The 24,337-nt window shown below is 34.9% G+C and carries 24 protein-coding genes; 2 read left to right on the top strand and 22 right to left on the bottom strand.

From position 1 onward, the window contains the following. The first annotated feature begins 43 nt into the window (after window positions 1–43). Complete coding sequence (recU, locus tag JMUB898_RS07115) at window positions 44–670, top strand: Holliday junction resolvase RecU (RefSeq protein WP_002442930.1); 627 nt, start codon at window positions 44–46, stop codon at window positions 668–670. Continuing rightward, window positions 667–2,913: a transglycosylase domain-containing protein gene (locus JMUB898_RS07110; RefSeq protein ID WP_002442931.1), complete on the top strand. Its 2,247-nt coding sequence runs from the start codon at window positions 667–669 to the stop codon at window positions 2,911–2,913. Before recU ends, JMUB898_RS07110 begins: the two co-directional genes overlap by 4 nt. A gap of 120 nt (window positions 2,914–3,033) precedes the next feature. Here the strand turns inward: JMUB898_RS07110 and JMUB898_RS07105 are convergent, their stop codons facing one another. From JMUB898_RS07105 to JMUB898_RS07000, 22 genes are all read right to left on the bottom strand, one after another. Then, window positions 3,034–3,369 carry a YpoC family protein gene (locus JMUB898_RS07105; RefSeq protein WP_002442932.1) on the bottom strand — a complete coding sequence of 112 codons (336 nt, stop codon included), beginning with the start codon at window positions 3,367–3,369 and terminating at the stop codon, window positions 3,034–3,036. Between the two features lie 4 nt (window positions 3,370–3,373). Further along, a complete protein-coding gene (gene nth / locus JMUB898_RS07100) occupies window positions 3,374–4,033 on the bottom strand; it encodes an endonuclease III (RefSeq protein ID WP_002442933.1) in 660 nt (219 codons plus the stop codon). Further along, window positions 4,023–4,715, bottom strand: a complete 693-nt coding sequence (locus JMUB898_RS07095) for a DnaD domain-containing protein (RefSeq protein ID WP_002442934.1) — start codon at window positions 4,713–4,715, stop codon at window positions 4,023–4,025. Before JMUB898_RS07095 ends, nth begins: the two co-directional genes overlap by 11 nt. Window positions 4,716–4,812: 97 nt before the next feature. Continuing rightward, the gene (gene asnS / locus JMUB898_RS07090; RefSeq protein WP_002442935.1) at window positions 4,813–6,105 is read right to left on the bottom strand and encodes an asparagine--tRNA ligase; all 1,293 of its coding nucleotides are present in this window, start codon (window positions 6,103–6,105) and stop codon (window positions 4,813–4,815) included. 126 nt (window positions 6,106–6,231) lie between these two features. Continuing rightward, window positions 6,232–8,934 carry a helicase C-terminal domain-containing protein gene (locus tag JMUB898_RS07085; RefSeq protein ID WP_002442937.1) on the bottom strand — a complete coding sequence of 901 codons (2,703 nt, stop codon included), beginning with the start codon at window positions 8,932–8,934 and terminating at the stop codon, window positions 6,232–6,234. 25 nt (window positions 8,935–8,959) lie between these two features. Continuing rightward, window positions 8,960–9,931, bottom strand: coding sequence for a biotin--[acetyl-CoA-carboxylase] ligase (locus JMUB898_RS07080; protein WP_002442939.1), 972 nt, complete (start codon window positions 9,929–9,931; stop codon window positions 8,960–8,962). Continuing rightward, complete coding sequence (locus JMUB898_RS07075; RefSeq protein WP_037541449.1) at window positions 9,918–11,120, bottom strand: CCA tRNA nucleotidyltransferase; 1,203 nt, start codon at window positions 11,118–11,120, stop codon at window positions 9,918–9,920. The genes JMUB898_RS07080 and JMUB898_RS07075 overlap by 14 nt, the downstream gene beginning before the upstream one ends. A gap of 1 nt (window position 11,121) precedes the next feature. Next, the gene (gene bshA / locus JMUB898_RS07070; RefSeq protein WP_126501960.1) at window positions 11,122–12,252 is read right to left on the bottom strand and encodes an N-acetyl-alpha-D-glucosaminyl L-malate synthase BshA; all 1,131 of its coding nucleotides are present in this window, start codon (window positions 12,250–12,252) and stop codon (window positions 11,122–11,124) included. A gap of 27 nt (window positions 12,253–12,279) precedes the next feature. Next, entirely contained in the window at window positions 12,280–12,597 is a 318-nt protein-coding gene (locus JMUB898_RS07065) for a nucleotide pyrophosphohydrolase (protein WP_002442946.1), read from the bottom strand. A gap of 165 nt (window positions 12,598–12,762) precedes the next feature. Next, on the bottom strand, window positions 12,763–13,458 hold the full coding sequence (locus JMUB898_RS07060) for a zinc metallopeptidase (protein ID WP_002442948.1): 696 nt from the start codon (window positions 13,456–13,458) through the stop codon (window positions 12,763–12,765). A gap of 44 nt (window positions 13,459–13,502) precedes the next feature. Further along, window positions 13,503–14,102 (bottom strand): DUF1405 domain-containing protein, encoded by a 600-nt coding sequence (locus JMUB898_RS07055; protein ID WP_002442950.1) that lies wholly within the window; start codon window positions 14,100–14,102, stop codon window positions 13,503–13,505. Beyond that, window positions 14,099–14,662: a YpiB family protein gene (locus JMUB898_RS07050; protein ID WP_126501959.1), complete on the bottom strand. Its 564-nt coding sequence runs from the start codon at window positions 14,660–14,662 to the stop codon at window positions 14,099–14,101. Before JMUB898_RS07050 ends, JMUB898_RS07055 begins: the two co-directional genes overlap by 4 nt. A gap of 19 nt (window positions 14,663–14,681) precedes the next feature. Then, entirely contained in the window at window positions 14,682–15,926 is a 1,245-nt protein-coding gene (locus JMUB898_RS07045; RefSeq protein WP_002442955.1) for a tetratricopeptide repeat protein, read from the bottom strand. A gap of 3 nt (window positions 15,927–15,929) precedes the next feature. Then, entirely contained in the window at window positions 15,930–17,231 is a 1,302-nt protein-coding gene (gene aroA / locus JMUB898_RS07040) for a 3-phosphoshikimate 1-carboxyvinyltransferase (RefSeq protein WP_037541451.1), read from the bottom strand. Between the two features lie 9 nt (window positions 17,232–17,240). Then, the gene (gene aroB, locus JMUB898_RS07035) at window positions 17,241–18,305 is read right to left on the bottom strand and encodes a 3-dehydroquinate synthase (protein WP_002442959.1); all 1,065 of its coding nucleotides are present in this window, start codon (window positions 18,303–18,305) and stop codon (window positions 17,241–17,243) included. A gap of 27 nt (window positions 18,306–18,332) precedes the next feature. Next, complete coding sequence (aroC, locus tag JMUB898_RS07030; RefSeq protein WP_037541452.1) at window positions 18,333–19,499, bottom strand: chorismate synthase; 1,167 nt, start codon at window positions 19,497–19,499, stop codon at window positions 18,333–18,335. Window positions 19,500–19,696: 197 nt separating this feature from the next. Continuing rightward, window positions 19,697–20,146 carry a nucleoside-diphosphate kinase gene (ndk, locus tag JMUB898_RS07025; RefSeq protein WP_037541453.1) on the bottom strand — a complete coding sequence of 150 codons (450 nt, stop codon included), beginning with the start codon at window positions 20,144–20,146 and terminating at the stop codon, window positions 19,697–19,699. Window positions 20,147–20,291: 145 nt separating this feature from the next. Further along, window positions 20,292–21,251 carry a heptaprenyl diphosphate synthase component 1 gene (locus JMUB898_RS07020; RefSeq protein WP_172594857.1) on the bottom strand — a complete coding sequence of 320 codons (960 nt, stop codon included), beginning with the start codon at window positions 21,249–21,251 and terminating at the stop codon, window positions 20,292–20,294. Between the two features lies 1 nt (window position 21,252). Continuing rightward, entirely contained in the window at window positions 21,253–21,978 is a 726-nt protein-coding gene (locus tag JMUB898_RS07015; RefSeq protein ID WP_037541456.1) for a demethylmenaquinone methyltransferase, read from the bottom strand. Beyond that, a complete protein-coding gene (locus tag JMUB898_RS07010) occupies window positions 21,971–22,552 on the bottom strand; it encodes a hypothetical protein (RefSeq protein WP_002442970.1) in 582 nt (193 codons plus the stop codon). The genes JMUB898_RS07015 and JMUB898_RS07010 overlap by 8 nt, the downstream gene beginning before the upstream one ends. 335 nt (window positions 22,553–22,887) lie before the next feature. Continuing rightward, the gene (locus JMUB898_RS07005) at window positions 22,888–23,160 is read right to left on the bottom strand and encodes an HU family DNA-binding protein (protein ID WP_001043863.1); all 273 of its coding nucleotides are present in this window, start codon (window positions 23,158–23,160) and stop codon (window positions 22,888–22,890) included. 170 nt (window positions 23,161–23,330) lie between these two features. Further along, window positions 23,331–24,329 carry an NAD(P)H-dependent glycerol-3-phosphate dehydrogenase gene (locus JMUB898_RS07000; RefSeq protein ID WP_002442972.1) on the bottom strand — a complete coding sequence of 333 codons (999 nt, stop codon included), beginning with the start codon at window positions 24,327–24,329 and terminating at the stop codon, window positions 23,331–23,333. Between the last annotated feature and the right edge of the window lie 8 nt (window positions 24,330–24,337).

The raw sequence follows: 24,337 nt of genomic DNA, 5'->3' as shown, positions 1-24,337 counted from the left end.
TATATAGCAGTTATTTTTTAATCAAACTTGTGTGGTGAATATAATGAATTATCCTAATGGTAAACCATACTCTAAAAATAAGTCTTTGGACGGACGCAACCCATCGCCATTTTCAAGTAACATTGAATACGGTGGACGCGGGATGTCACTGGAGAAAGATATTGAGCACTCTAATGCTTATTATCTTAAGAGTGGCATAGCAGTCATTCACAAAAAGCCTACCCCCGTTCAAATAGTGAATGTTCACTATCCTAAACGAAGTAAGGCTGTGATAAATGAAGCTTATTTTCGTACACCTTCAACAACCGATTATAACGGTGTTTATAATGGTTATTATATCGATTTTGAGGCAAAGGAAACGAAGAATAAAACTTCTTTTCCATTAAATAATATTCACTCGCATCAAGTTGAACATATGAAAAATACATATCTTCAAAAGGGAATTGTTTTTCTTATGATACGTTTTAAAACGCTTGATGAAGTCTATATTTTGCCTTATTCAAAATTTGAATTTTATTGGGAAAGATACATCCAAGAAATTAAAAAATCGATTACTGTTGAAGAAATTCGGAAAAATGGTTACCATATTCCTTATCAATATCAACCAAGATTGGATTACCTCAAAGCAGTTGATAAGTTGATATTAGATGAAAGTGAGGACCGCGTATGACGGAAAATAAAGGGTCTTCTCAACCTAAAAAGAATAATAGTAAAACTGGTGGGAAGTCCGACGGAAAAAAGAATAGGAATGTTAAGAGAACGATCATCAAGATCATTGGCTTTATGATTATCGCATTTTTCGTTCTGTTGCTACTTGGTATCTTGTTGTTTGCTTATTATGCATGGAAAGCACCAGCTTTTACCGAGTCCAAATTAGAAGATCCAATTCCAGCTAAGATTTACGATAAAAATGGAGATCTGGTTAAAACATTGGATAACGGCCAACGTCATGAACACGTCAATATTAAAGACGTGCCTAAAAATATGAAATACGCCGTTTTAGCTACAGAAGATAATCGATTCTATCATCATGGTGCGTTAGATTATAAACGTTTATTTGGTGCTGTTGGGAAAAACTTAACTGGTGGATTCGGTGCTCAAGGTGCGTCAACATTAACACAACAAGTTGTTAAAGACTCATTCTTAACGCAACAAAAATCTATCGGTCGTAAAGCTCAAGAAGCTTACCTCTCCTACCGTCTTGAACAAGAATATAGTAAAGATGAAATTTTCCAAGTTTACTTGAATAAAATTTACTATTCTGACGGTGTAACAGGTGTTAAAGCTGCTGCTAAGTATTACTTCAACAAGGACTTGAAGGACTTAAACTTAGCTGAAGAAGCTTATCTTGCAGGTTTACCACAGGTTCCAAACCTTTATAACATCTATAACAATCCAAAAGAAGCTAACGATCGTAAAGATACAGTTCTTTACTTAATGCATAAACATCATAGAATTAGTGACAAGCAATATGCTGATGCTAAGAAGATCAATCTTAAAGCGAACTTAGTTGAACGTACTAAGAAAGAACGTCAAGTTAACGGTAATGAAAAAGATACAGAGTATGATTCATATGTTAACTTTGTTCAATCAGAATTAATGAACAACAAATACTTCAAAGACAAAAACTTAGGTAATGTCTTACAAAGTGGTATTAAGATTTACACTAACATGGACAAAGATGTTCAAAAAACGCTTCAAGATCGTATTGATAATGGTGGTTCTAACTACTATAAAAATGATGACCAACAAGTCGGTGCAACTATCTTAGATAGTAAAACTGGTGGACTCGTAGCTATATCTGGTGGACGTAATTACAAAAACGTAGTTGAACGTAACCAAGCTACTGATGCACACCCTACTGGTTCTTCATTAAAACCATTCTTAGCTTATGGACCAGCTATTGAAAACATGCAATGGGCTACAAACCATGCGATTCAAGACGAATCATCATATTGGGTTGATGGCTCAGAATTTAGAAACTATGACACTAAGAGTCATGGTAATGTATCTGCTTATGATGCTTTACGTCAAAGTTTCAACATTCCTGCCCTTAAAACTTGGCAACAAGTTAAAAAATCAGCAGGAAACGATGCACCTAAGAAATTCGCTTCAAAAGTTGGCTTAGATTATAGTGGTAAAATAGGTCCATCAGAAGTACTCGGTGGTTCATCTTCTGAATTCTCACCTACTCAATTAGCTTCTGCATTCGCTGCAATTGCTAATGGTGGTACTTATAACAATGCCCACTCTATTCAAAAAGTTGTTACTCACGATGGTGACACGATTGAATATGATCATTCTAGTCACAAAGCGATGAAAGATTATACAGCTTACATGTTAGCTGAAATCTTAAAAGGTACATTTAAAGCATACGGTTCAGCGTATGGACACGGTGTTTCTGGAGTTAATTTAGGTGCGAAAACTGGTACTGGTACGTATGGTGCTGAAATTTATCAACAATATAACCTACCAGATAGTGCAGCTAAAGACGTATGGATTAACGGATTTAGTCCTCAATACACAATGTCAGTATGGATGGGCTTCAATAAAGTTAAACAATACGGTACTAACTCATTTGTCGGCCACTCTCAACAAGAATATCCACAATATCTTTTCCAAGATGTAATGTCAGATATTTCTTCTAAAGATGGCGAAGACTTCAAGAAACCTAAAGATGTTAATGGTAGCGATGGTGATAACTTATCTGTTGCAGGACACCCTGACAATAACACTACGAACCGCAGTGTTCACGGAGATAGCGATACTTCTTCTTCAAGTTCAAGCAACGGTTCATCATCAAGCTCTAACAGTAGTTCAGGCAATACTAACGGCTCATCTCAAAGTAGCTCAGGTAATGCACTGACACGACTATTTAACTTAAATGCAATTTTTGATGATAAAGCATCATAATTCATTTAAAAAGATCCCAATTTTGAACTTCAAAATTGGGATTCTTTTTGTATACAAAAACCCTCATTTATGCACTTTATAGGTCTTAATGCCTTTTAGTCATAAGTGAGGGTTTATTTACTATTTATTGTTTTGTCGTTTCTTTCTTATTTGATAAGATGCATTCATTTTAATCAACTCAGATTTTAACGTTTTCATCTGGCGATACCCCATAAAATGATATTTTCTTGAGACCATATAATGATAACGTTCGTCAAAATTCATTGGTACTACAGGATATTCGCTAAGCTTATCAAAGTTGATGTGGTCAATTTCGTTAATTTGTTTAAAGTAATTCAATATCATTTCAAAGTAATCATCAATGACTGGTTGAGCTTCTTGTGATTTTAATTTTTTCTGACTTGCATATGCATCTAATTGTGTTTCAAGTTGTTCGAAATCACTTTTTTCAATCATGGAATCACGCTTCTTTCAAACTTGCTTTATAACGTTTCTGCCCTTCGCGACAATCATCTAACAACGGACAAATATCACATTTTGGCTTTCTGGCTAAGCAATGATATCTTCCAAAGAATATGAGTTGATGATGACTTTTATTCCATCGTTCGCGAGGAATGATGTCACATAAACGATCTTCAACTTGTCTTACATTGTCTTTCCAGCGGTTAATACCTAAACGTTTAGATACTCTTTCTACGTGTGTATCGACAGCTAAAGAGGGTTCGCCAAATGCAACGCTCATCACTACATTCGCAGTTTTACGTCCTACACCAGCTAAACTTTCCAATTCTTTATGTGTTTGAGGAATTTCTCCGTCGAATTGATCTAGTAAAGAACGGCATAACTTTTTAATATTTTTAGCTTTATTGCGATATAAACCTATGGAACGAATATCATTTTGTAATTCTTCATCACTGACGTTTAAATAATCTTCCGGTGTTTTATACTTTTCAAAAAGTGTGCGCGTTACACGATTGACTAGATTATCCGTACATTGAGCAGATAATAATACAGCAATGGTGAGTTCAAATGCATTATCGTGTTTTAATTCGCATTCAGCATCAGGAAACATATCAGCGATGACATCTATCATTTCTAAACCTTTTTTCTTACTTATCATCTGGCTTCTCTCCATTTAACCAATCAAATTTGGGTACTTTTTTTACAACATGTTTCATTTTGGGTTGATTTTGATTAAATTGTTCTCTTATTTTTTTTGAGTCATCTACTGTTTTGACATTGTTCTTTTTCCAGTTTAATAGGATACGATCAATGTATTTAAAGCTTAGTTTATTCTGACTAAGTGCTTCGTCTAACGCTGCTTGAATCACAGATAAATCGTGTTGGTCTACATCAATCCATTGATTTAAAGTTTCTATTTCATATGGCGAAAGTGGTCTGCCGAAAGATTGTTCCATCAATTGAAATAATTGTTTAAATTGTTCTACACTATCCGATTCTTGATGATCTAAATTTTGCTTTTTCAGTATTTGACTTAACTTTTCATAAAATGGGTCCAAATTCATATATTCTGTGAATTTACCTTCCTCATCTTTCCTCACATTTAATTCCAACAGTTCACGCTGAATTAAATTCTGGATGACGGAAGTGATTTGACGCGGTTGCATCGAAGACCCTTGTTGAAGTGTTTCTATAGAGGGTTGTTTATTAGACGTCTCTGAAGCATAAATGAGTTTGATTAAGATGACTAAATCTTGTTCGTCCATACCTAATTCTGCATAGTGATCCAACAATTCTCTTCGAATAACGACAGGACGCGTTTTAAGTTGAAACAAATCCAAGTGCGATTCCCTCCTATTTAAAATGAACGCCCAGCCGTTTGAATTGACTGGACGTTTCTGCTAATCCTTCTAAAATGAAGCGCAAAATTCGCTTCTATTATGGGTATAAACGATTTAATAATCGTGGGAATGGTGACGTTTCACGTACGTGTTCGACACCTGAAATCCAAGCGACTGTTCTTTCTAAACCAAGACCAAAGCCACTATGAGGTACACTACCATAACGACGAAGATCTAAGTAGTAGCTATAACTTTCTTCGTCTAATTCGTGTTCTTTAATACGTTCTTCTAGTAAATCTAAGTCATTAATACGTTCAGAACCACCAATAATTTCACCATAACCTTCTGGTGCGATTAAATCTGCACATAGTACAGTGTCTTCGTTATCTGGGTTTGGTTGCATGTAGAATGGTTTAATACGCGTTGGATAGTTCGTAATAAATACCGGTAAATCGTAGTGATTTGCGATAGCTGTTTCATGAGGTGCGCCAAAGTCTTCGCCCCACTCAATATCGTCAAAGCCTTCTTGTTTTAAGAATTCAATCGCATCATCATAAGAAATTCTAGGGAATGGTGTTGCTACCTTTTCCAATTTAGTTGTATCACGATCTAATGCTTTAAGTTCTAAAACACAATTTTTAAGTACAGATTGTACGACATGTGTCACATATTGTTCTTGAATTTCAAGACTTTCAGCATGATTTGTAAATGCCATTTCTGGTTCAATCATCCAGAATTCGATTAAGTGACGACGTGTTTTGGACTTCTCAGCACGGAAAGTTGGACCAAACGAGAAGACACGTCCATGAGCCATGGCTGCTGCTTCCATATATAATTGACCACTTTGAGATAAGAATGCATCTTGATCAAAGTATTTAGTATGGAATAGTTCGCTCGTACCTTCAGGTGCGCTTGCTGTTAAGATAGGTGGATCAATTTTAGTAAAGCCTTTTTCATTAAAGAATTCATAAGTAGCACGAATAATTTCGTTTCTAATTTTCATTACGGCGTGTTGTTTCTTAGAACGTAACCATAAATGACGATGATCCATTAAGAATTCAGTACCATGATTTTTAGGCGTGATTGGATAGTCATGTGCTTCATGAATCACTTCAATTGATTTCACTTGCATTTCATATCCTAAATCTGAACGATTATCTTCAGTAATTGTACCTGTCACATAGAGTGAAGATTCTTGCGTAATATCTTTAGCTAATTGGAATGTTTCTTCATCCACTTCAGATTTCACTACAACGCCTTGCATAAATCCAGTACCATCACGTAATTGTAAGAACGCGATTTTACCACTAGAGCGTTTATTTGTTAACCAAGCACCAATTGTCACTTCTTGGTTAAGATGTTGTTTTGCTTGTTTAATCGTAGTCTTCATAACTAAACTCCTATTTTTCTATTCTTTTTTAATACTCATTTATTTTAACAAAATCTCTGTTTAACTTCTACATGTTGACTTTTTGTATCTTTTGCTGAAAATGTCTGCCTCAGTAGAAATTCGAATTTATTTTTTCTTTTTCATGGACTTTTGAATTTGTCCGACTAATTTATTAAATTGTTTGATATTCCCTTTTTTCTGGCGATAATTCTCCAAGGTTTGGGCAAAGAAATTCTTGAAATTACTATTTACGAGTCGATCATCAAATGACACAATAAGTCCTTTGTCATCTTCATGGCGAATCAGACGTCCTAAGCCTTGTCTAAAGCGTGTCACAGCATCTGGAAGCACATATTCTTTGAATGTCGACGTGAATTCAGTGTCCATAAGCCAATATTTCGTATTATGTTTATTCATAAATGGTAATTTCGCAATCATGACACATTTGATACCATTTGCTTGAAAATCAAAGCCTTCGAAAAATGTTGAAGTACCTAGCAATATCGCTTTATCAAAGTTGTTAAATTGCTGAACAATTTTATAATTTTGATTTTGTTGTTGAGTTAGTACTACGTAGTCTTCAAATGGAGGTAATTCATTTAACATGTCTTGTACCATATGCATCATTTTATAACTTGTAAATAAGACAAGACATTTTGAATTGGTGATGGATACATATTCCACTAGATAATCCACAATTGAAGCAACATAGTCTTCGATGTTCTTATAATTGTATGATGCAACATCAGTAGGAATAAATACGTTGGTATTTTTCGCTGCTGTCATCGAAGTTGAAACTTCGTAAGTGTTAAATTCTGTATGATCATTAAACCAATTTTTGAAGGCATCAAATGAATGATTAAATGTTAACGTACCTGAGATAAATGTAAGTGAATTAAATTTATCAAGCACTTGCTTTGTTAAAATATCTTTAACTTCATAGTCTTTGACTAATAAGCGAATGGTAGACTTTTGAGACAAGTTTTTAATTGAAATATAACTTGTATGATTATCTTTTAAACTTTGTTCAATTTGTTTAAATCGGTCATTGAGATATAACAATTGCTTACGAATAGATTTGATTGTTTTATGACTAATACCATTAAAAATTTCAAGCGTCTTATTCAGTTTATCAATAATCGCATGTAAATCTTTTAAAATATTGTCAGTTTCAAATTGATAGACGTAATGGTATTTATGAACATCGTCATCGTAGACTTCAGAAGACTGAATGATTTCGTAGATCGTATTGAATAATTGTTCGTTTAAATCATGAATTTCAGTGATATTTGTCTTTAATCCGAAGACGTCAATTGGTGCGATATCAAGTTTCTCTAATATACGTTGTTGTTCTAGTTTATCAACAGCTTTAAGAAGTTTTTCATTTTCATTTTTACCAATTAAACCTAATTGATATTTAATATCTGAATAATTCAACTCGTTTGTAACTTGGTTAAGTGCATAATCAGGTAAGCGATGGGCTTCATCAATAATACAATCATCAAAAAGTTGATAAATAGAATTTTCAGCGTCTGAATGTATTAAATGTGCATGGTTTGTAATACCAATTTGTATATTCTGAGCATTGCGCTTAATAAAGTTATAATAATGAATGTCATGACGAACTGGAACATACGTTTCAATCTTCTGATCAAAGTACATTTTTTGTCCGCCTTTTAAGTTTAATTCTTGAATATCGCCTGTCGCTGTTTCCGTGATCCAAATCAATAATTGCATTTTTAGAATACTTACTTCGTAATTACTTGTTTCATCTTTGAGAATTTGACTAATTAATCCTAATGAAATGTAATCATTTTTACTTTTGATTAATGATGCATTAATTTTAAAGTTAAGTGCGTCATTAAGTGCAGGGATATCCTTTTCAAGTAATTGGCTTTGCAACAACTTGGTATTGGTAGATATCATGACATGTCTGCCTGTTTCTATATTGTACATGAGTGCTGCAAGAAGATATGCCAGTGATTTACCGCTGCCTAGTGGTGCTTCAATCATTGCTTTATCACTATGCATCAATTGATCAAGAATAATTTCAGATAAGTAAAGTTGTTGAGGTCTGTATGTCATACCGAGTGCTTTTATGGCTTTAGTGTAGAGCGTCTTGAGTGAACCGTCGAAACGTGTGACTGGCCCTTTCAAGTCAACTTGTTTACGATAAATAATTTGTTCAAATTGACCAAATTTCTCATCTAATGGTTTAGATTGATTGTTTCTAACCATTTCAAACAAAATATTGTATAAATCATACTTCAGATCTTTACTTAAATAGTAAAGTTGTTTTTGCGTATCTAAAGGCAGGTTTTCAAATTTTTCAAATGCTTTAATCATCAGTTTAGCTGTCGTCGTTGCATCTTCATCAGCTCGATGTGCATTGGTTAATGGAATATTGTGTGATTGTGCGAGTTCGCTCAATTGGTAACTTTTATCTGTCGGGAATGCAATTTTAAACAATTCAAGCGTGTCCATGACCTTTTTGGGTCTGAATTGAATGTTGCAATTGTCGAACGCATTTTTAATAAAATTTAGATCGAACGAAATGTTATGAGCAACGAAAATGCAATCTTTAATTTGGTTGTATATATCCTCAGCCACTTCATTGAAATAAGGTGCTTGCGCAAGCATTTCCTCTTCAATCGATGTTAAGGCTTGGATAAATGGTGGGATTTCCAGATCAGTGCGAATCATTGAATGATACGTATCAATAATTTGTTGATTACGTACGAAAGTAATCCCGATTTGAATGATTTCATCATAATCTAACTGATTACCAGTCGTTTCTAAATCTACAACTGCATATGTTGCTATTCCCATAGCGCTCTCTCCTTGTCTTTATCGTTTATAAATCTATATCTGCACTCATTAACCTATGTAAGTTACCTTCATCATCTTTCACAAGTAAAAATCCGTCTTGGTCTATATCAAAGGCTTCACCTATAAATTGATGGTCATTTTCCGTGAAGCGCAATTGACGGTTCCACATATTTGTCGCAGCAATGTATTCTTCTCGAATCGTCTCAAATGGTTGATTTAGGAATTGATTGTAACGTTTATTAATCTCATAAAGTAACGTTTTAAGAAAATCATACCGATTTATTTTATCGTCAGCATGCATTCTCATACTTGTGGCTCTATGACGAATCTCTTCATTAAAGTCGTTCTCAACATGATTCATATTAATACCTATACCACAAATAATGGCCTCTATAGCATCATAATTAGCAACCATTTCAGTTAAGAAACCACAAATTTTCTTATTGCCTATGTAAATATCATTTGGCCATTTAATTGCCACACGATCATTAGAGAATTGTTGAATCGCATCTCGGATGCCTAATGCAATAAAAAGATTAAATTTAGGTATAAGTGCAAATGGAACATTAGGTCGTAATACTAGGGACATCCACAGCCCTTTTCCTTTTGAAGAACTCCAATTGCGATTAAAGCGTCCTCGCCCTTCTGTTTGTTCATCACTTAAGATTAAAAATGAATTTTTGTTCCCAACGAGTGCTTGTTTCGCTTTTAATTGTGTAGAATCTACTGTGCTATACACTTCAATTTGATCGAAGGTATCTAATTCTTCAATAATTGGTTGAACAATACCGCTGTACCATTGATCAGGTAAGGCATTCAGTTGGTGTCCTTTGTGATTCACCGATTGAATATCGCAACCGTCATTTTTTAATTGATCGATAATCTTCTTAACGCCAGCTCTAGAAATATTCAGTTGATCGGCGATAAATTGTCCGGAAATATGATTTGGTTGATTCTCATATAACATTCTTACAACATCTTGGCTATACTTTGACATTCGCATCCACCCATTCCAGTATTTCTAATTTAGTGTTATTCATTTGTTGTGTAATAATCGCAAGTTCTATTTGTCTCAATACATCTTTTAACCAAGGTCCTGATTTGACTTGGAGGTGTTTGATGATATCTCCCCCATTTACGTCCATTTCCTTTCGAGTGTGGATTGGTAATTGTGCATCGGTTTCCTTGATTGATGTCGCATTGATTATTAAAGGATTGGCAATTTCTAAACCGTTTTCCTTTAATGTGTCATTTGCTGTTAATACGCATTCTATGTCACTCAGATTGTAATCATAGACGACTGTAATTAAATCTTGTTTAGATTCTACCTTTGGCAAGATTTTGATGAGATTGACAAAATTTTGGATATTAGATTTTTCTAGATTACTAATTTTAAGTGCTTTGAGTGAGTCTTCTATTGGTTGTTGCGCTAACATCAATGCAATCCAGATTTCAAAGGACAGCGGTTCGTTTATGAACACTTTATTCATATTGAACGCCTTGAAAAACGGAATATAATTAAATGCCTGAATCTCTTTCATATTTTTAAAACTTTCAGAAACATTGATTCCGTTGATTAATTTTTTTAATTCAACAACAATTCGCTCGATTGATAAATATTGAATATCTGAGATTTGAGTGGCCATTGCTTCAAACGTTTCATTAACTATTTGAAAATTAAGCTGAGATTGAAAGCGAAGACCTCGAATAATACGAAGTGCATCTTCTTCAAAGCGTTCTCGGGCTACCCCTACAGTACGAATCTGTTTTGCTTTGATATCGTCTTCCCCATCAAAGTAATCATATGTGTTGTAATTCGTGTCCATGGCGATGGCATTGATTGTGAAGTCGCGACGTTGAACATCTTGATATAAATCACGTACGAAATGTACTTCGCTTGGTCTTCGATGATCGACATAGTCTTCTTCGGCACGGAACGTGGTTACTTCATAATTTTCATCGTTATAAACGACATTAATTGTGCCATGTTCTTTCCCGATAGGTATCGTCTTATCAAATATGTCTTCAATCTCATCTGGCGTAGCACTGGTCGTGATATCTATGTCATGAATTTCACGTCCCATTAAATAATCGCGCACAGATCCACCAACATAGTAAGCTTCAAAGCCGTGTTGTTGTATTTGATTTAAGATAGGTTTAGCACGTTCAAATAACTCGTATCTCATCTCAGTTTTCACCTTGTTCTAACATTTTTTGATAATAGTGCTCGTATTGATCTGTAATTAGTTCTGAAGCGAAGCGGTCACGTATATCATCAAGCATACGTGATTGCATCTCTGTATAAAGTGCCTCATCTTCTAATAATCGTATTGCATATTGTGCTGCTTGCTCACTATCGCCAATATCCACGATGTAACCTGTTTCTTCATGTTTAATCACTTCTTTAATGCCACCTGCATTTGTACCAATCGGTAATACACCTGTTTTCATTGCTTCTAATAATGTGAGACCAAAGCTTTCCTTTTCACTTAAAAGTAGCACAAGGTCAGATAATTGGTAGAATGCGCTGACATCATTTTGTTTGCCTAAGAATAACACATGTTCTTCTACATCGAGCTCACGCGCTTTTTGACGCATATCTAATAATTCTGGACCATCACCCAGTAATATTAATTTACTTGGTATACGTTCACGTACTTTCGCAAACGTTTCAATAATGGTATCGATACGTTTGACCTTTCGGAAATTTGAAACATGGATTAAGACCTTTTCTTCAGGTGCGATACCATAACTTTCTTTTAATTCTTCGTTATGACATGTTGGAAATTCATTTTCACGAACGAAATTATATATCGGTACAATTTCTTTATCTGTATCTATAATTTCATAGGTTTGTTGTGCGAGCGAACGACTTACACTTGTTACAATATCACTTTCTTCAATACCGAATTTAATGGCATTCTTCAAGGAATGATCGTAACCGAGAACAGTAATGTCGGTACCATGAAGTGTCGTCATTATTTTGACATCTTTTCCTGACATTTGTTTCGCTAAAATACCACAAACTGCATGTGGTACAGCATAATGCATATGTAAGATGTCTAAATCATACTCTTGGATAACATCTGATATTTTCGTGCTTAATGTAATATCATAAGGTGGATATTGGAAAACAGCGTACTGATTTACTTCAACCTGGTGGAAAGTAATATTTGGCAATGGCTTGCGGATTCTAAAAGGAATATTTGAAGTAATAAAATGAATGTCGTGACCGCGTTCTGCCAATTTGATGCCTAGCTCTGTAGCAATAATTCCAGAGCCTCCAATGGACGGGTAACAAGTAATACCAATTTTCATTTGCGCCCATCCTTTCTTTAACTTAACTTATTTTCTTTCGAAACGATTCTTATCACGTGTATTAAATTTATCCATTGTTTCATTAAAGCTCTCGGTCATGTCTATACCTAGTGAATTGGCGATACATAATAATACAAATAAGTTATCGCCTAATTCTGCTTTAATTGAATTGTCAGCTTCGGAATCTTTCTTTTTCTTTTCACCGTAATAATGATTAATTTCTCTCGCTAATTCTCCAACTTCTTCTGTCATTCTTGCAAGATTTGCGAGTGGCGAGAAATAACCAGCTTTAAATTGACTAATATATTCGTCGACTTCCCTTTGCATTTGCTCCATCGATTTCATAAATGACAATCTCCTTTAATGCGTTTCTCATATAGTATATTACAATTTAGTGGCTGATGCATTTCAAGTGCAATTTAGAATCATTTGTTATTTTGAAAAATAAAAAAACCTGGCAAGTGTTACATCGGAATGTAAACTCAACCAGGTTGAAGTGTTCGTATTTAATTAGTCGCTTGATCTTGCAAGTAAAATAATACGTGCAAGTTCAGCTAATGCTACTGCTGTAGAAGCTACATAAGTCATTGCAGCGGCAGATAGCACTTTCTTAGCATGTTTGTATTCTTTCTCATTTACGATATTTAACGCAGTAATTTGCTTCATAGCTCGAGAACTTGCGTTAAACTCTACAGGTAATGTCACGATTGAGAATAATACTGCAAGTGACATTAGCCCAGCACCAATCCAAAGTGCAGTTGAACCAAATACACTACCGAATGCAGTTAACACGATACCTAACATAATAACAATGTAGCTTAATGAACTACCGATATTTGCTAGAGGTACTAATGCACTTCTAAATCTTAATGGTGCATAACCTTGCTGATGTTGAATTGCGTGTCCAACTTCGTGGGCTGCAATTGCTGTACCAGCAACTGAAGGTCTATCGTAGTTTGCAGGAGATAAACAAACAACTTTTTTACTAGGGTCATAGTGGTCTGTTAAGAATCCGTCACCTTTAACTACATCGACATCGTAAATGCCATTAGCATGTAGAATTTCCTCAGCAACTTCTCGTCCAGTTTTACCACTTGTGGATCTCACTTGTGAGTACTTTTCATAATTAGATTTAACTTTGTGTTGAGCCCACATTGGGATGACCATTAATATTACGAAATATATAATCATAGATATTAAAGACAATAAACTCACTCTCCTTTAGTATTATTTTACTGTCAAATTAATGTTTAATCAAATGTTTTAACTTTCAAAAATCGCTTTAAAAATAAATATAAAATTAAAGCAATGAAACTGAGACATACTGATAATACCCCGATTTGTGCTGTATGTGAAGCAATAAAATCATAGTATGGGAATTGTCCGTAACCATAGTCTATGACATCGTTGATGCACACCCATATAAAACTAACAATAAAACCCAAAATAGTCACTTTAAATCTCGGATAAAAATAGATTGCCTCGCACGCCATTATGCCATGTGAAAGTATCAGCATCACACCATTGATTGTAGCTTCGCCTTGTTCTGCAATCATTAAAATATTCATAATCACAGCCCATACACCATACTTAAACAGTGTCACAAATGCTAAAGCATCAATGATAGCTATATTTCTATTAAATAGCATGAATAGGATGGATATACACAAGAATAGTGAAGCTGTAGGACTATCTGGTACAAATGGTTTGAAATAGTTTGGTGTGATAAATAGTTGTCCGCTATACCAATCATATCCATAGATGGTTCCTAATATATTACATATGAGCAGTATGATGATTATCCATCTTTGGTAAAGGCTTGTCTCCCATATCCACTTGTACGTATTCATCGCTCTTCCTCATAAGTTGAATCCACATGTCTTGCTTTTAAGGCATTTAGTATTTGTGTGAGCTGATAAAACCGCTCAGGTTCATTCATTTGTAAACTTAAATCGATATTATCTTGAATATTCTCAATTAGTGACGTTTGCTTTCTTTGATTCATAGAAATGGCGTATAAATCTTGCACATAAGAAGAATAACTAGACGAATGCACGAGTTGCGCTAATATTAAATCATCGAGACGTGGTTCTTGGTGGTTTTTTGCAAAATGAATCTGAATATCTAAACGAATAGTATGGTTTGCGATATAATCAAAGATTTCATTTGTATTAATATACGTTTCATCTTCTGTCGTAAATTGAATTGCAGAAGCGTGTGTGTTCACTTCTGCAATTTCTAATGTATGATGCTGTTTAATTTTGTCATTTACAAAATGTACCAAATTGAGTTTATCATGATTGGCTTTCAAATAGTTTAACACCCAAACGGTAATTCTCGATTTGAATCGATAATGAAACAACAGGTATTCTAGAAAACTTTGTTTCATTCGTATGAGCGATTCATTCATTTATATTCACCCACTCCACTTACGATTGCATTCTCATAGCTTCATCATGCCAAGTTTCATTACTAGGATCAATGTCTAATAATTGATTTAAAATCGCTTTCGCTTTGTCTTTGTGACCGATTTCTAATAAGTAGAAGTAATAGTCACCTAAGAATTCCGATTGCGTCTGTAATGTCGGATATGCGAGTTCAAAGAAATGTTGTGCTTCTTTGTCTCTTTCTTCTTGACCATATGCATACGCTAAATGCCACATAAATACAGGGTCTAAATCTTCCTCATCCACGAAAGTGAGAAGTTCAATAATCGCTTCGTAATCTTCTTCGCTACGATATAAATCACTTAAGATTAATAACGGTTCATGGTACGCATTGTCAACTTCTAATGCTTGTTTTAATAATTCGACACCTTCATTGGCATCGCCATGTTCAATTTCCAAGCTACCTGTAGAAACCATCAATTCTTTATAGAATTGGCTAAGTCGAAGCCCTTCTTTACCAGTTTCGATCGCATCAGGGTAATTTTTTTCATTTTCGTAGAGAGATTGAAGATAGAAATACCCTTGTATAAAGTCTGGATCTTTAGAAAGTAAAGTCTTCATAATTTTAATTGCTTCTTGAGTGAGGTCATTCTTCTCATATGCAATAGCTTTCTTGAAATAATCTTCTGAAACCATTTCCTCTTCACTGATTTCATCGAATAAACCAATGGCATCCGTATAGTTACCACTTTGTAAACTGCAATCAGCCATTCTTGAAAATAAATTTACACCATTGACTTGATATTCACCAGTTTCTAAAACAGTTTCATATTCTGTTGTAGCTCGTAAATATTGGCCATCGTAATAAAGTAATTCCGCTAAAGCAAAATGAATAATCGGATCGTTTGGTTCAAGTTCTAATGCGTCTTGAAGTTTATCAATCGCGACTTCCAACATATTGATTTGTTGGTATAAATCAGCTTCGAGCATTAATTTTTCTGTAGACGTTTCTACTTCAGCTAAATATTCTAATGCTTCATCTGTTTGATTCTCAGACATGAGTCCTTCGATAAAGTAAATGAGTAACTCACTTTCGTCTGGATATTTATGATACAACGTTCTAAAAACTTCTAAACCTTGAGGTGTTAACCCGAAATTGTAGAGGGTTTCACCAAGAATGAATAATGCATCGTCATTGTTAGAACTTAATGCTTCATTCACACGAGAGTCTAAATTGTCTAATTTTTGTAGATTGATATCGTCTATTAATTTATAGATATCTTCCATGGTTTATTTTCCCTCATTTTCTAAAAGCTTAAATTTTGGTAAGAAACCTGGGAATGAGACATTGACAGCATCAAATTGCTCAATGGTTAAAGGCTCGGAACTTAAAAGTGAAGCAACTGCCAACATCATGCCAATACGGTGATCTGTTTGACTATCAACTGTTGCACTCGCTTTAAATTCAGATGGATGTATAATCAAACCATCACTTGTAGGTTGCAATCTAAATCCTAACATACCTAGCATATCTGCAGTCGTATCGATACGATTCGTTTCTTTGACCTTTAATTCTTCTGCATCTTTGATGATACATGTACCTGAAGCTTGTGTACACAATAACGCAATCACAGGTAGTTCGTCGATCGCTCTTGGAACGATATCGCCTTCAATCGTCAATGGCTTTAAATTCGGTGTATATTTCACGCGAATCGATGCTGTGGGTTCAGCTTCTTCAGTGACATGACTGAGTTCAATGTTTCCTCCCATTTGTTCAACGATGTCTATGATACCTGAACGTGTAGGGTTAATGCCAACATTATGAATTGTGATGTCGCTACCTGGAGTAATGAGTGCTGCAACGATAAAGAATGCCGCTGATGAGATATCCCCAGGGACGTGGAAATCCTTTGCTTTAATATGTTGGATGGCGTTTGGAGATGTTTGGATTGTTTTGCCGTCGACTTTGATTGGTATATTGAAATGCTCGAACATTGTTTCAGTATGGTTTCTACTTACATCAATTTCAGTTACTGTCGTTGCTTCTTTTGAAAAGATACTCGCAAATAGAATCGCACTTTTTACTTGAGCACTCGCAACCTCCATTTGGTAATCGATACCTTTAATGGTTGATGGCTTAATAATTAAAGGTGTGTAATTATCTTCTACTCCTGATATACGTGCATTCATTTTTAATAATGGCTTAAGCACCCGATCCATTGGACGTTTACCAATTGAAACATCACCTGAAAGTACGCTTTCGATACCCAATCCGCTGAGTAACCCAGCGAGCAGACGCGTAGTTGTACCAGAATTACCAGTATATAACACTTGATGTGGCGTATGAAAATGTTGATAACCAGGGGAACCGATAACGATTGTGTCTTCATTTTCAGTGATAGAAACGCCTAATAATTTAAAGATTTCCATGGTTCTGCGACAATCTTCGCCTAACAAAGGTTTAAATATTGTTGTTTGCCCAGTGGCTAGAGAGGCGAGCATTATCGCGCGATGTGTCATAGATTTATCGCCGGGAACTTCAATTTCACCTTTCAGTGGGCCGTGAATATCAATGATTTCACTTGTGGACATGTTGTTCACCTACCTTATATATGATTGTAATACATGAAATGCTTTAATATGTGTTGCCTTATCAACATGAACAACAGTGGGTTTACCCCAATCTTGAAGTAAAACCATTTGGATACCTTCTTTATTGTTCTTTTTATCTAGTAACATGAAGCGATATGTGTCATCAAAATTAAGTTGAGATATGATGTCTAAGGGATAATCCAAACGTTGCATGTATTGGATAAAGTGTTGAACATCATAATTTGTACCCAATATCTCATTTGCAACGATAAATTGATATAAAATACCAATCATTACAGCATGACCGTGTGGTATTTTATGTTCATATTCAACTGCGTGACCAAAAGTATGCCCTAAATTAAGGAATTTTCTTGTACCTTTTTCTTTTTCATCTTCAACGACAATGTTTAATTTCGTTTGAATGCCTTTGAATAGGTAGTCGTCTAAGTTCTTCAAAGATGATAAATCGTCGTGGGTATTGAAGTTGTGCTCGATGTGAGTGGTTGCTTCCTTACCATTCAGTAAGGCGTGCTTATAAACTTCTGCATATCCACTCAATATTTCGCTATAAGGCAAAGTTTCTAAGAAATCTAAATCATAGATGACGGCATTTGGACGATAAAATGCACCTATCAGATTTTTACCGTGCTGCGAGTTAATGCCCACCTTACCTCCGACACTTGAATCGTGCGCTAATATTGTCGTCGGAACTTGGATAAATCCAACACCTCTCAATAATGTAGCTGCAATAAATCCGGCGAAATCCCCTGTTGCACCGCCGCCTAATGCGATGATACATGTGTTACGTGTGAGTTGTTTGCTTAATAATGATTCAATTGTTTGTTGATATTGTGCAAATGTTTTAGATTGTTCACCAGCAGGTATGATGATGTGTTCTGCGTGATGTTTAGAAATCAAGCTATTGATTTTTTCGGAAAATTGATGGTACACATTGTCATCAATAATTAAGAATACTTTGTCATAATCTTTAATATATGTGTCCAGATATTTAATGGCATGATTTTCTACTATAATCGGATAGTTGTTATTTTCATAAGTTGTTTCAAGTTTCATCTTATCACCTCTATTAGCATGGTGGGGTTAAAATTCAATGTTCAATTGGCGACGTTCTTCAATTTGAGCTTTTAATTGGTCGATATGATTAGATTGGAATTCTTCCAGTAAAGCTTTCGCTAATTCGAAAGCAACCACATGTTCACAAACTACACTTGCAGCAGGGACAGCGCAGCTATCAGATCGTTCTATTGTCGCTTTGAAATCTTCTTTCGTATTAATGTCAACAGAATTTAAAGGTTTATACAGTGTAGGAATTGGTTTCATTACCCCGTTGACGATAATAGGCATTCCGTTACTCATGCCGCCTTCAAATCCTCCGAGATGATTAGAGCCTCTATGGTAACCTTTCTCGCTATCATAATGTATTTCATCTTGTATTTCGCTACCAGGTTTTTCAGCTGCTTTAAATCCTTCACCAAAACTGACCCCTTTAAAGGCATTAATACTGACGACACCCTGTGCAATTCGGCCATCTAGTTTACGATCATAATGAACGTAACTTCCCACACCTACAGGCATATTCTCTGCCATGACTTGGACTACGCCACCGATGGAGTCTCCTTCTTTTTTCGCTTCATCGATTTTGTCGCGCATGTGTTGTGCTATGTCTTCATTAATCACACGTACATCATTTTTGTCTATATTTGCTTTGAACGTCTCAGTATCATATAGCCCTTCGTCTTTAATACCACCGATTTCTACAACACGACTGTACATATGAATATCTAGTTGTTCTAGTAAAATTTTAGACACAGCGCCGACTGCAACACGTGCTGCAGTTTCTCTTGCGGATGAACGTTCTAAAACATTTCGTAAATCACGGTGATTATACTTCATTCCCCCAACAAGATCGGCATGGCCGGGTCTTGGTTTCGTGATTGTACGCTTCATGTTTTCTCGCTCTTCATCGCTGATTGGTGCGGCGCCCATTATTTTTCTCCAATGCGTAAAATCATCATTAGTGACGACCAAAGTGATTGGACTACCAAGTGTAAAACCGTTTCTTACACCAGATACAATTTCGACAGCATCTTTTTCGATTTGCATGCGTCGTCCTCGTCCATATCCGCCTTGACGTTTAAACATTTCCTTATTAATATCTTCAGCTTTAATTTCTAAATTAGCTGGTACACCTTCAATGATGACTGTAAGTTGTGGACCATGTGATTCACCAGAAGTGAGGTATCTCATGAGCGCACACTCCTTTCTATTCTTTATTGCATTAAATTGTAATATGTTTAATATATTATCATATTCATTCACACAACATAAGTCTTGGAAGTTCTCATCGTCAATTATATTTTCCAAAAGAAAACACAAAAAGAACTGACTTAACATAAGTTAAATCAGTTCTATGTGGATAAAATGAAATTCATTTATATAAATTTTTATTCGTATAACCAATCTTCTCTTGGTGAAGTGTAGTCAGCAATCTCATTACTGCTAAACCATAATTTAATTTCACGTTGTGCGGATTCAACAGAATCAGAACCGTGAATAATATTTCTTCCTACTGTTAAACCAAGATCACCTCTAATAGTGCCTGGTGCTGCTTCAGAAGGATTTGTACTACCGATAATGTGACGAGATACTGCAACAGCGTCTTCACCTTCTACCACCATTGCAAATACAGGAGCTGAAGTAATAAATGAAATTAACTTTTCATAGAAAGGTTTTCCTTCATGTTCACTGTAGTGTTTTTCAGCTAATTCTTTAGGAACTTGCATTAGTTTACCGCCTACAAGTTTTAGCCCTTTGTTTTCAATTCTAGAAACAATTTCTCCAATTAAATTTCTTTGTACTGCATCTGGTTTAATCATTAAAAATGTACGTTCCACTTTGTGCTTCCCCCTGTGAATATGTTTCATTCATTTACCGAAATATGTATAGGTAATAAATCCTATTTAACAAGATAAGCAATTTATCCTGCCACCTTTCCATAGTAACAGGATAGTAAAACGCTTTCAACTCTTGTCACAGAACTTACTTATTTCTACTGCCCATTTTTTTAATTAATTTTCTAAATAGTGCTTTATTTGGGTTGTCCTCTAACTCGTCAATAAGCTTAATTGCTTTATTTAAATATTTTTCGCTTATAACTTTTGACTCTTCAATGCTTTGTGATGTTCTGATCGTTTCGATACATTCATCAAATGCTGATTGTGGGCTTTCAGGGTTTAAATCAGCAACTTTTTGTTTGAACGCTTGATCTTTTCTCATTTCTAAAAGTACAGGCAAAGTAATATGACCATTCATGAGGTCACTCCCTACAGGTTTGCCTAATTTCTTTTCAGAACTTGTGAAATCTAATACGTCATCAATGATTTGGAAACTCATTCCAATATAATGACCAATCATTTTTAATTTACGAACCACTTCGTCTGAAGCATTAGAAGTTAGAGCGCCAACTTCAGTGGCTAGTTGAATCAACAACGCAGTTTTACGGTTGATACGTCGCAAATAATTAGTGATATTTTGGTCGCTATTAAATTGATCTTGGAATTGGAACAATTCACCCTTACATACATCAACGATAGATTTAGAGATGATGTTATGTACACGGCTATCTTTAATTTCAGATAAATGTTGAAGACCTAAAGCAAGTAAAAAGTTACCTGTCAAAATGGCTGTCGTTTGATCCCATTTCTTAGAAATCGTAGGACGTCCACGTCTCTTGTCGCTCTTATCTATAACATCGTCGTGAACTAAAGTCGCCATATGAATAAGTTCTAAAGCTACGGCAACGCGATACGTATTCTCTGAAGTGTCTTTACTATCACCGAATTGACTGTTTAAAATAACAAAAACAGGTCTAACCCTTTTACCACCTGAAGATAATAAATGGAAAGCAGCATCCTCTAAAGTTTGATCAGAACTTTTAATCGCATGTTGTAGACGGTCTTCAACCTTTTTAATTTCGTTATTAATGTTTAACTTTGCCACGTTAATCACCTTTGGTAGAATCTTTTTCTTTATAGCCAAGGTGCATTGCAGCAACGCCACCTGTAAAGCTACGTACTTTGATATCGTTTAATCCTGCTTCAAAGAATAAACGTTTCAACGTTTGTTTATCAGGAAAATTAAATGTCGATTGTTGTAACCATTCATACTCTTCTTTTGATTTTGCGAACATTTTTCCGAAAATAGGCATAACAAATTTAAAGTAAAGACTGTAAACTTGTTTAAATACTGGTAATGTTGGTTGACTTGTTTCAAGACATACGACCTTACCGCCTGGTTTAAGTACACGGTGCATTTCCTTTAATGCGCCTAAATAATCAGGGACGTTTCTAAGTCCAAATCCTACAGTCACGTAATCGAATGTATTGTCTTCAAATGGTAAATTCATCGCATCACCATGTACAAGTTCAACGTTATTTAATGAAGCCGTTTTTTCCTTACCAACTTCGAGCATATTTTCACTGAAGTCTAAACCAGTCACTTGACCGCTGTCACCTACTGCTTTACTTAGCGCAATTGTCCAGTCAGCTGTGCCACAACATACGTCTAGGGCTTTGCTACCTTCTTCGACACGCATGTCTTTCATCACATGTTTTCTCCAAACTTTGTGCTGTTCAAAGCTAATAATATTATTTAATCTATCGTATTTTTGCGAAATATTTTGAAAAACTGTATGTACTTGTTCTTTTTTTGCTTGATTTTCAGCCATGTTCATTACCTCTTCTTTTTGTATAGCTTTGATTAATATCTTTGAAAAATTGATCAATTGCATCTTTCGTATATTGTTTTAAATATGATGGATAATAACCATCATATTTTGAAGTTAAGTCTTCAAATAAAACGAATTTATCAACGTCATCTTTGAAATGAGAAATCGTAATATATGGGAATAGCACTTCAATATCGATGATAGCTTCATTCATGTCTCGTTTAGGCAGGGCGTGTTGATGAAGCGAAGATTTAAGCTCATTCACTTTTACTATAGCTTTACTCATATTTAATTGATATGAAGGATCATCCATTTCTGCTAGCAAGGTATAATAATGAGCACTTAATAAATCACCTATTAAAATTGCGTTCTTTGATAAGTTATTTTTAGTAATATCATCTAAATGACGCATTGAAGTGTCAATAGTGAGGCAAGCAAGTTTAGCTATCTCAGGAATTTGATATGAATCTAATAAAGCACTTAAAGATGAATTAATATGTATTGATTCATAATCATTAATCCCTTTAAGCTTATGTTCTATTTGTCTGTTTAGTTTGCTTATTGTCGTTTCCATGTTCACACCTCACGATATTATCATAACTAATAGTAACATTATATGTATGAAAATAAAATCTATAGGAGTTGTTCTTTTGTAGTAATTACGCATCTATTTATATGTTAGGTTGTAAAAATCACATTTATATTTAGTTATGTAAAAAAATGAACCTATTACATTGTGGGCCTTCATAGGTTCAGATTAAATGTTATATAATTGGAACGCCTATATTTTAAAAAATATAAAGGATTACATTAGTCTAATGACTAATGCATAAGAACGCCTATAATTTTTAAAAATTAGGCGTTCTAAAATAATTAAAAAAGCCCCTGAGGGGCTTTTTGTAAGTAAAATTATTTAACAGCATCTTTTAATGCTTTACCAGCTTTGAATGCTGGTACTTTACTTGCAGGGATGTCAATTTCTTTACCTGTTTGAGGGTTACGGCCTTTACGAGCAGCACGTTCACGTACCTCGAAGTTACCGAAACCGATTAATTGTACTTTTTCACCTTTAGCAAGTGAGTTTTGGATTGATTCGAAAACAGCGTCAACTGCTGAACCAGCTTCTTTTTTAGTTAAGTCTGCTTGTTCTGCAACTGCATTAATTAAATCAGTTTTATTCATTATGAATTCACCTCCTGAGGTTTTATAATGATATGCTTGATATCATTATGCTATGACTTTAACACACTGATTACTGTCATCGCAACGATTTATACAACAGAAACGTTGATTTTACGCGATTTGCAATTAAATTTATAAATATTCGCTCAAAAATAGTAATAATACACTAATTATTCAGCTTTTTTATCTCTTCCCATCAATTCTTTAACACTATCTTTAACAGGTATATCTTCGAATAATACTCGATACAATGCACTTGTAATTGGCATATCTACATTTTCTTCTTTAGCTAAGTGATAAACAGATTTTGTAGTGTAAACACCTTCAACAACCATGTTCATTTCTTTTAATGCATCGTCCATTGTTTTACCTTGGCCTAATTTATAACCAAGTGTGAAATTTCGAGAATGTGTTGACGTACATGTAACTATTAAATCGCCTATACCACCTAAACCTAAGAAAGTCATAGGGTCAGCGCCTAACTTTTCGCCTAAGCGACTAATTTCTGCTAATCCACGTGTCATTAATGCAGCCTTAGCATTATCTCCAAAGCCCATACCTGCAACAATACCACTTGCGACAGCAATAATATTTTTTAGTGCACCACCAAGTTCTACGCCGACAAGGTCGTTGTTTGTGTAGACTCTAAGATAGTCATTCATAAATAAATCTTGAATTAAAGCACTAATCTTCTTATCTTTAGAAGATGCTGCTACAGTTGTTGGTTGTTTAATTACAACTTCTTCAGCGTGACTTGGACCAGAAAGCACTCCAATACCAGCATTATGCTCTGGTGAAATAGAATCTTCTAACATCTCAGATACACGTTTGAACGTCCCATTCTCAATACCTTTAGCAACATGGATAAATGTTTTCTTCGATTCAAGCATTTCATCTATGTTTGAAGCGACTTCTCTCATTGCTTTTGTAGGTAATGCCATAAGAAAAATATCTGAGAATTGTGTAGCTTGTTTAAGATCTGTCGTCGCTTGAATAGATTCTTCTAATTTTGCTTCTTTTAAATAGTTCTTATTCATGTGGTGTGTATTTAATTCTTCTACACTATCGTTATTTTTACCCCACATTAATACATCGTGACCATTTTGTGCTAAGACATTAGCTAGTGCAGTACCAAAACTACCCATACCAAATACTGTAATCTTTGTCATCTTTAAAT

Origin of the sequence: Staphylococcus caprae (assembly GCF_003966625.1) — a bacterium.
In the GTDB taxonomy this organism is placed as follows: domain Bacteria; phylum Bacillota; class Bacilli; order Staphylococcales; family Staphylococcaceae; genus Staphylococcus; species Staphylococcus caprae.
This window is presented reverse-complemented; position numbering and strand designations above follow the sequence as displayed.

What these genes read in the sequence shown, in the direction of transcription:
- recU (WP_002442930.1), top strand. Translation starts at nt 44, where the DNA reads ATGAATTATCCTAATGGTAAACCATACTCTAAAAATAAGTCTTTGGAC.
- JMUB898_RS07110 (WP_002442931.1), top strand. Translation starts at nt 667, where the DNA reads ATGACGGAAAATAAAGGGTCTTCTCAACCTAAAAAGAATAATAGTAAA.
- JMUB898_RS07105 (WP_002442932.1), bottom strand. Translation starts at nt 3,369, where the DNA reads ATGATTGAAAAAAGTGATTTCGAACAACTTGAAACACAATTAGATGCA.
- nth (WP_002442933.1), bottom strand. Translation starts at nt 4,033, where the DNA reads ATGATAAGTAAGAAAAAAGGTTTAGAAATGATAGATGTCATCGCTGAT.
- asnS (WP_002442935.1), bottom strand. Translation starts at nt 6,105, where the DNA reads ATGAAGACTACGATTAAACAAGCAAAACAACATCTTAACCAAGAAGTG.
- JMUB898_RS07085 (WP_002442937.1), bottom strand. Translation starts at nt 8,934, where the DNA reads ATGGGAATAGCAACATATGCAGTTGTAGATTTAGAAACGACTGGTAAT.
- JMUB898_RS07080 (WP_002442939.1), bottom strand. Translation starts at nt 9,931, where the DNA reads ATGTCAAAGTATAGCCAAGATGTTGTAAGAATGTTATATGAGAATCAA.
- JMUB898_RS07075 (WP_037541449.1), bottom strand. Translation starts at nt 11,120, where the DNA reads ATGAGATACGAGTTATTTGAACGTGCTAAACCTATCTTAAATCAAATA.
- bshA (WP_126501960.1), bottom strand. Translation starts at nt 12,252, where the DNA reads ATGAAAATTGGTATTACTTGTTACCCGTCCATTGGAGGCTCTGGAATT.
- JMUB898_RS07065 (WP_002442946.1), bottom strand. Translation starts at nt 12,597, where the DNA reads ATGAAATCGATGGAGCAAATGCAAAGGGAAGTCGACGAATATATTAGT.
- JMUB898_RS07055 (WP_002442950.1), bottom strand. Translation starts at nt 14,102, where the DNA reads ATGAATACGTACAAGTGGATATGGGAGACAAGCCTTTACCAAAGATGG.
- JMUB898_RS07050 (WP_126501959.1), bottom strand. Translation starts at nt 14,662, where the DNA reads ATGAATGAATCGCTCATACGAATGAAACAAAGTTTTCTAGAATACCTG.
- JMUB898_RS07045 (WP_002442955.1), bottom strand. Translation starts at nt 15,926, where the DNA reads ATGGAAGATATCTATAAATTAATAGACGATATCAATCTACAAAAATTA.
- aroA (WP_037541451.1), bottom strand. Translation starts at nt 17,231, where the DNA reads ATGTCCACAAGTGAAATCATTGATATTCACGGCCCACTGAAAGGTGAA.
- aroB (WP_002442959.1), bottom strand. Translation starts at nt 18,305, where the DNA reads ATGAAACTTGAAACAACTTATGAAAATAACAACTATCCGATTATAGTA.
- aroC (WP_037541452.1), bottom strand. Translation starts at nt 19,499, where the DNA reads ATGAGATACCTCACTTCTGGTGAATCACATGGTCCACAACTTACAGTC.
- JMUB898_RS07015 (WP_037541456.1), bottom strand. Translation starts at nt 21,978, where the DNA reads ATGGCTGAAAATCAAGCAAAAAAAGAACAAGTACATACAGTTTTTCAA.
- JMUB898_RS07010 (WP_002442970.1), bottom strand. Translation starts at nt 22,552, where the DNA reads ATGGAAACGACAATAAGCAAACTAAACAGACAAATAGAACATAAGCTT.
- JMUB898_RS07005 (WP_001043863.1), bottom strand. Translation starts at nt 23,160, where the DNA reads ATGAATAAAACTGATTTAATTAATGCAGTTGCAGAACAAGCAGACTTA.
- JMUB898_RS07000 (WP_002442972.1), bottom strand. Translation starts at nt 24,329, where the DNA reads ATGACAAAGATTACAGTATTTGGTATGGGTAGTTTTGGTACTGCACTA.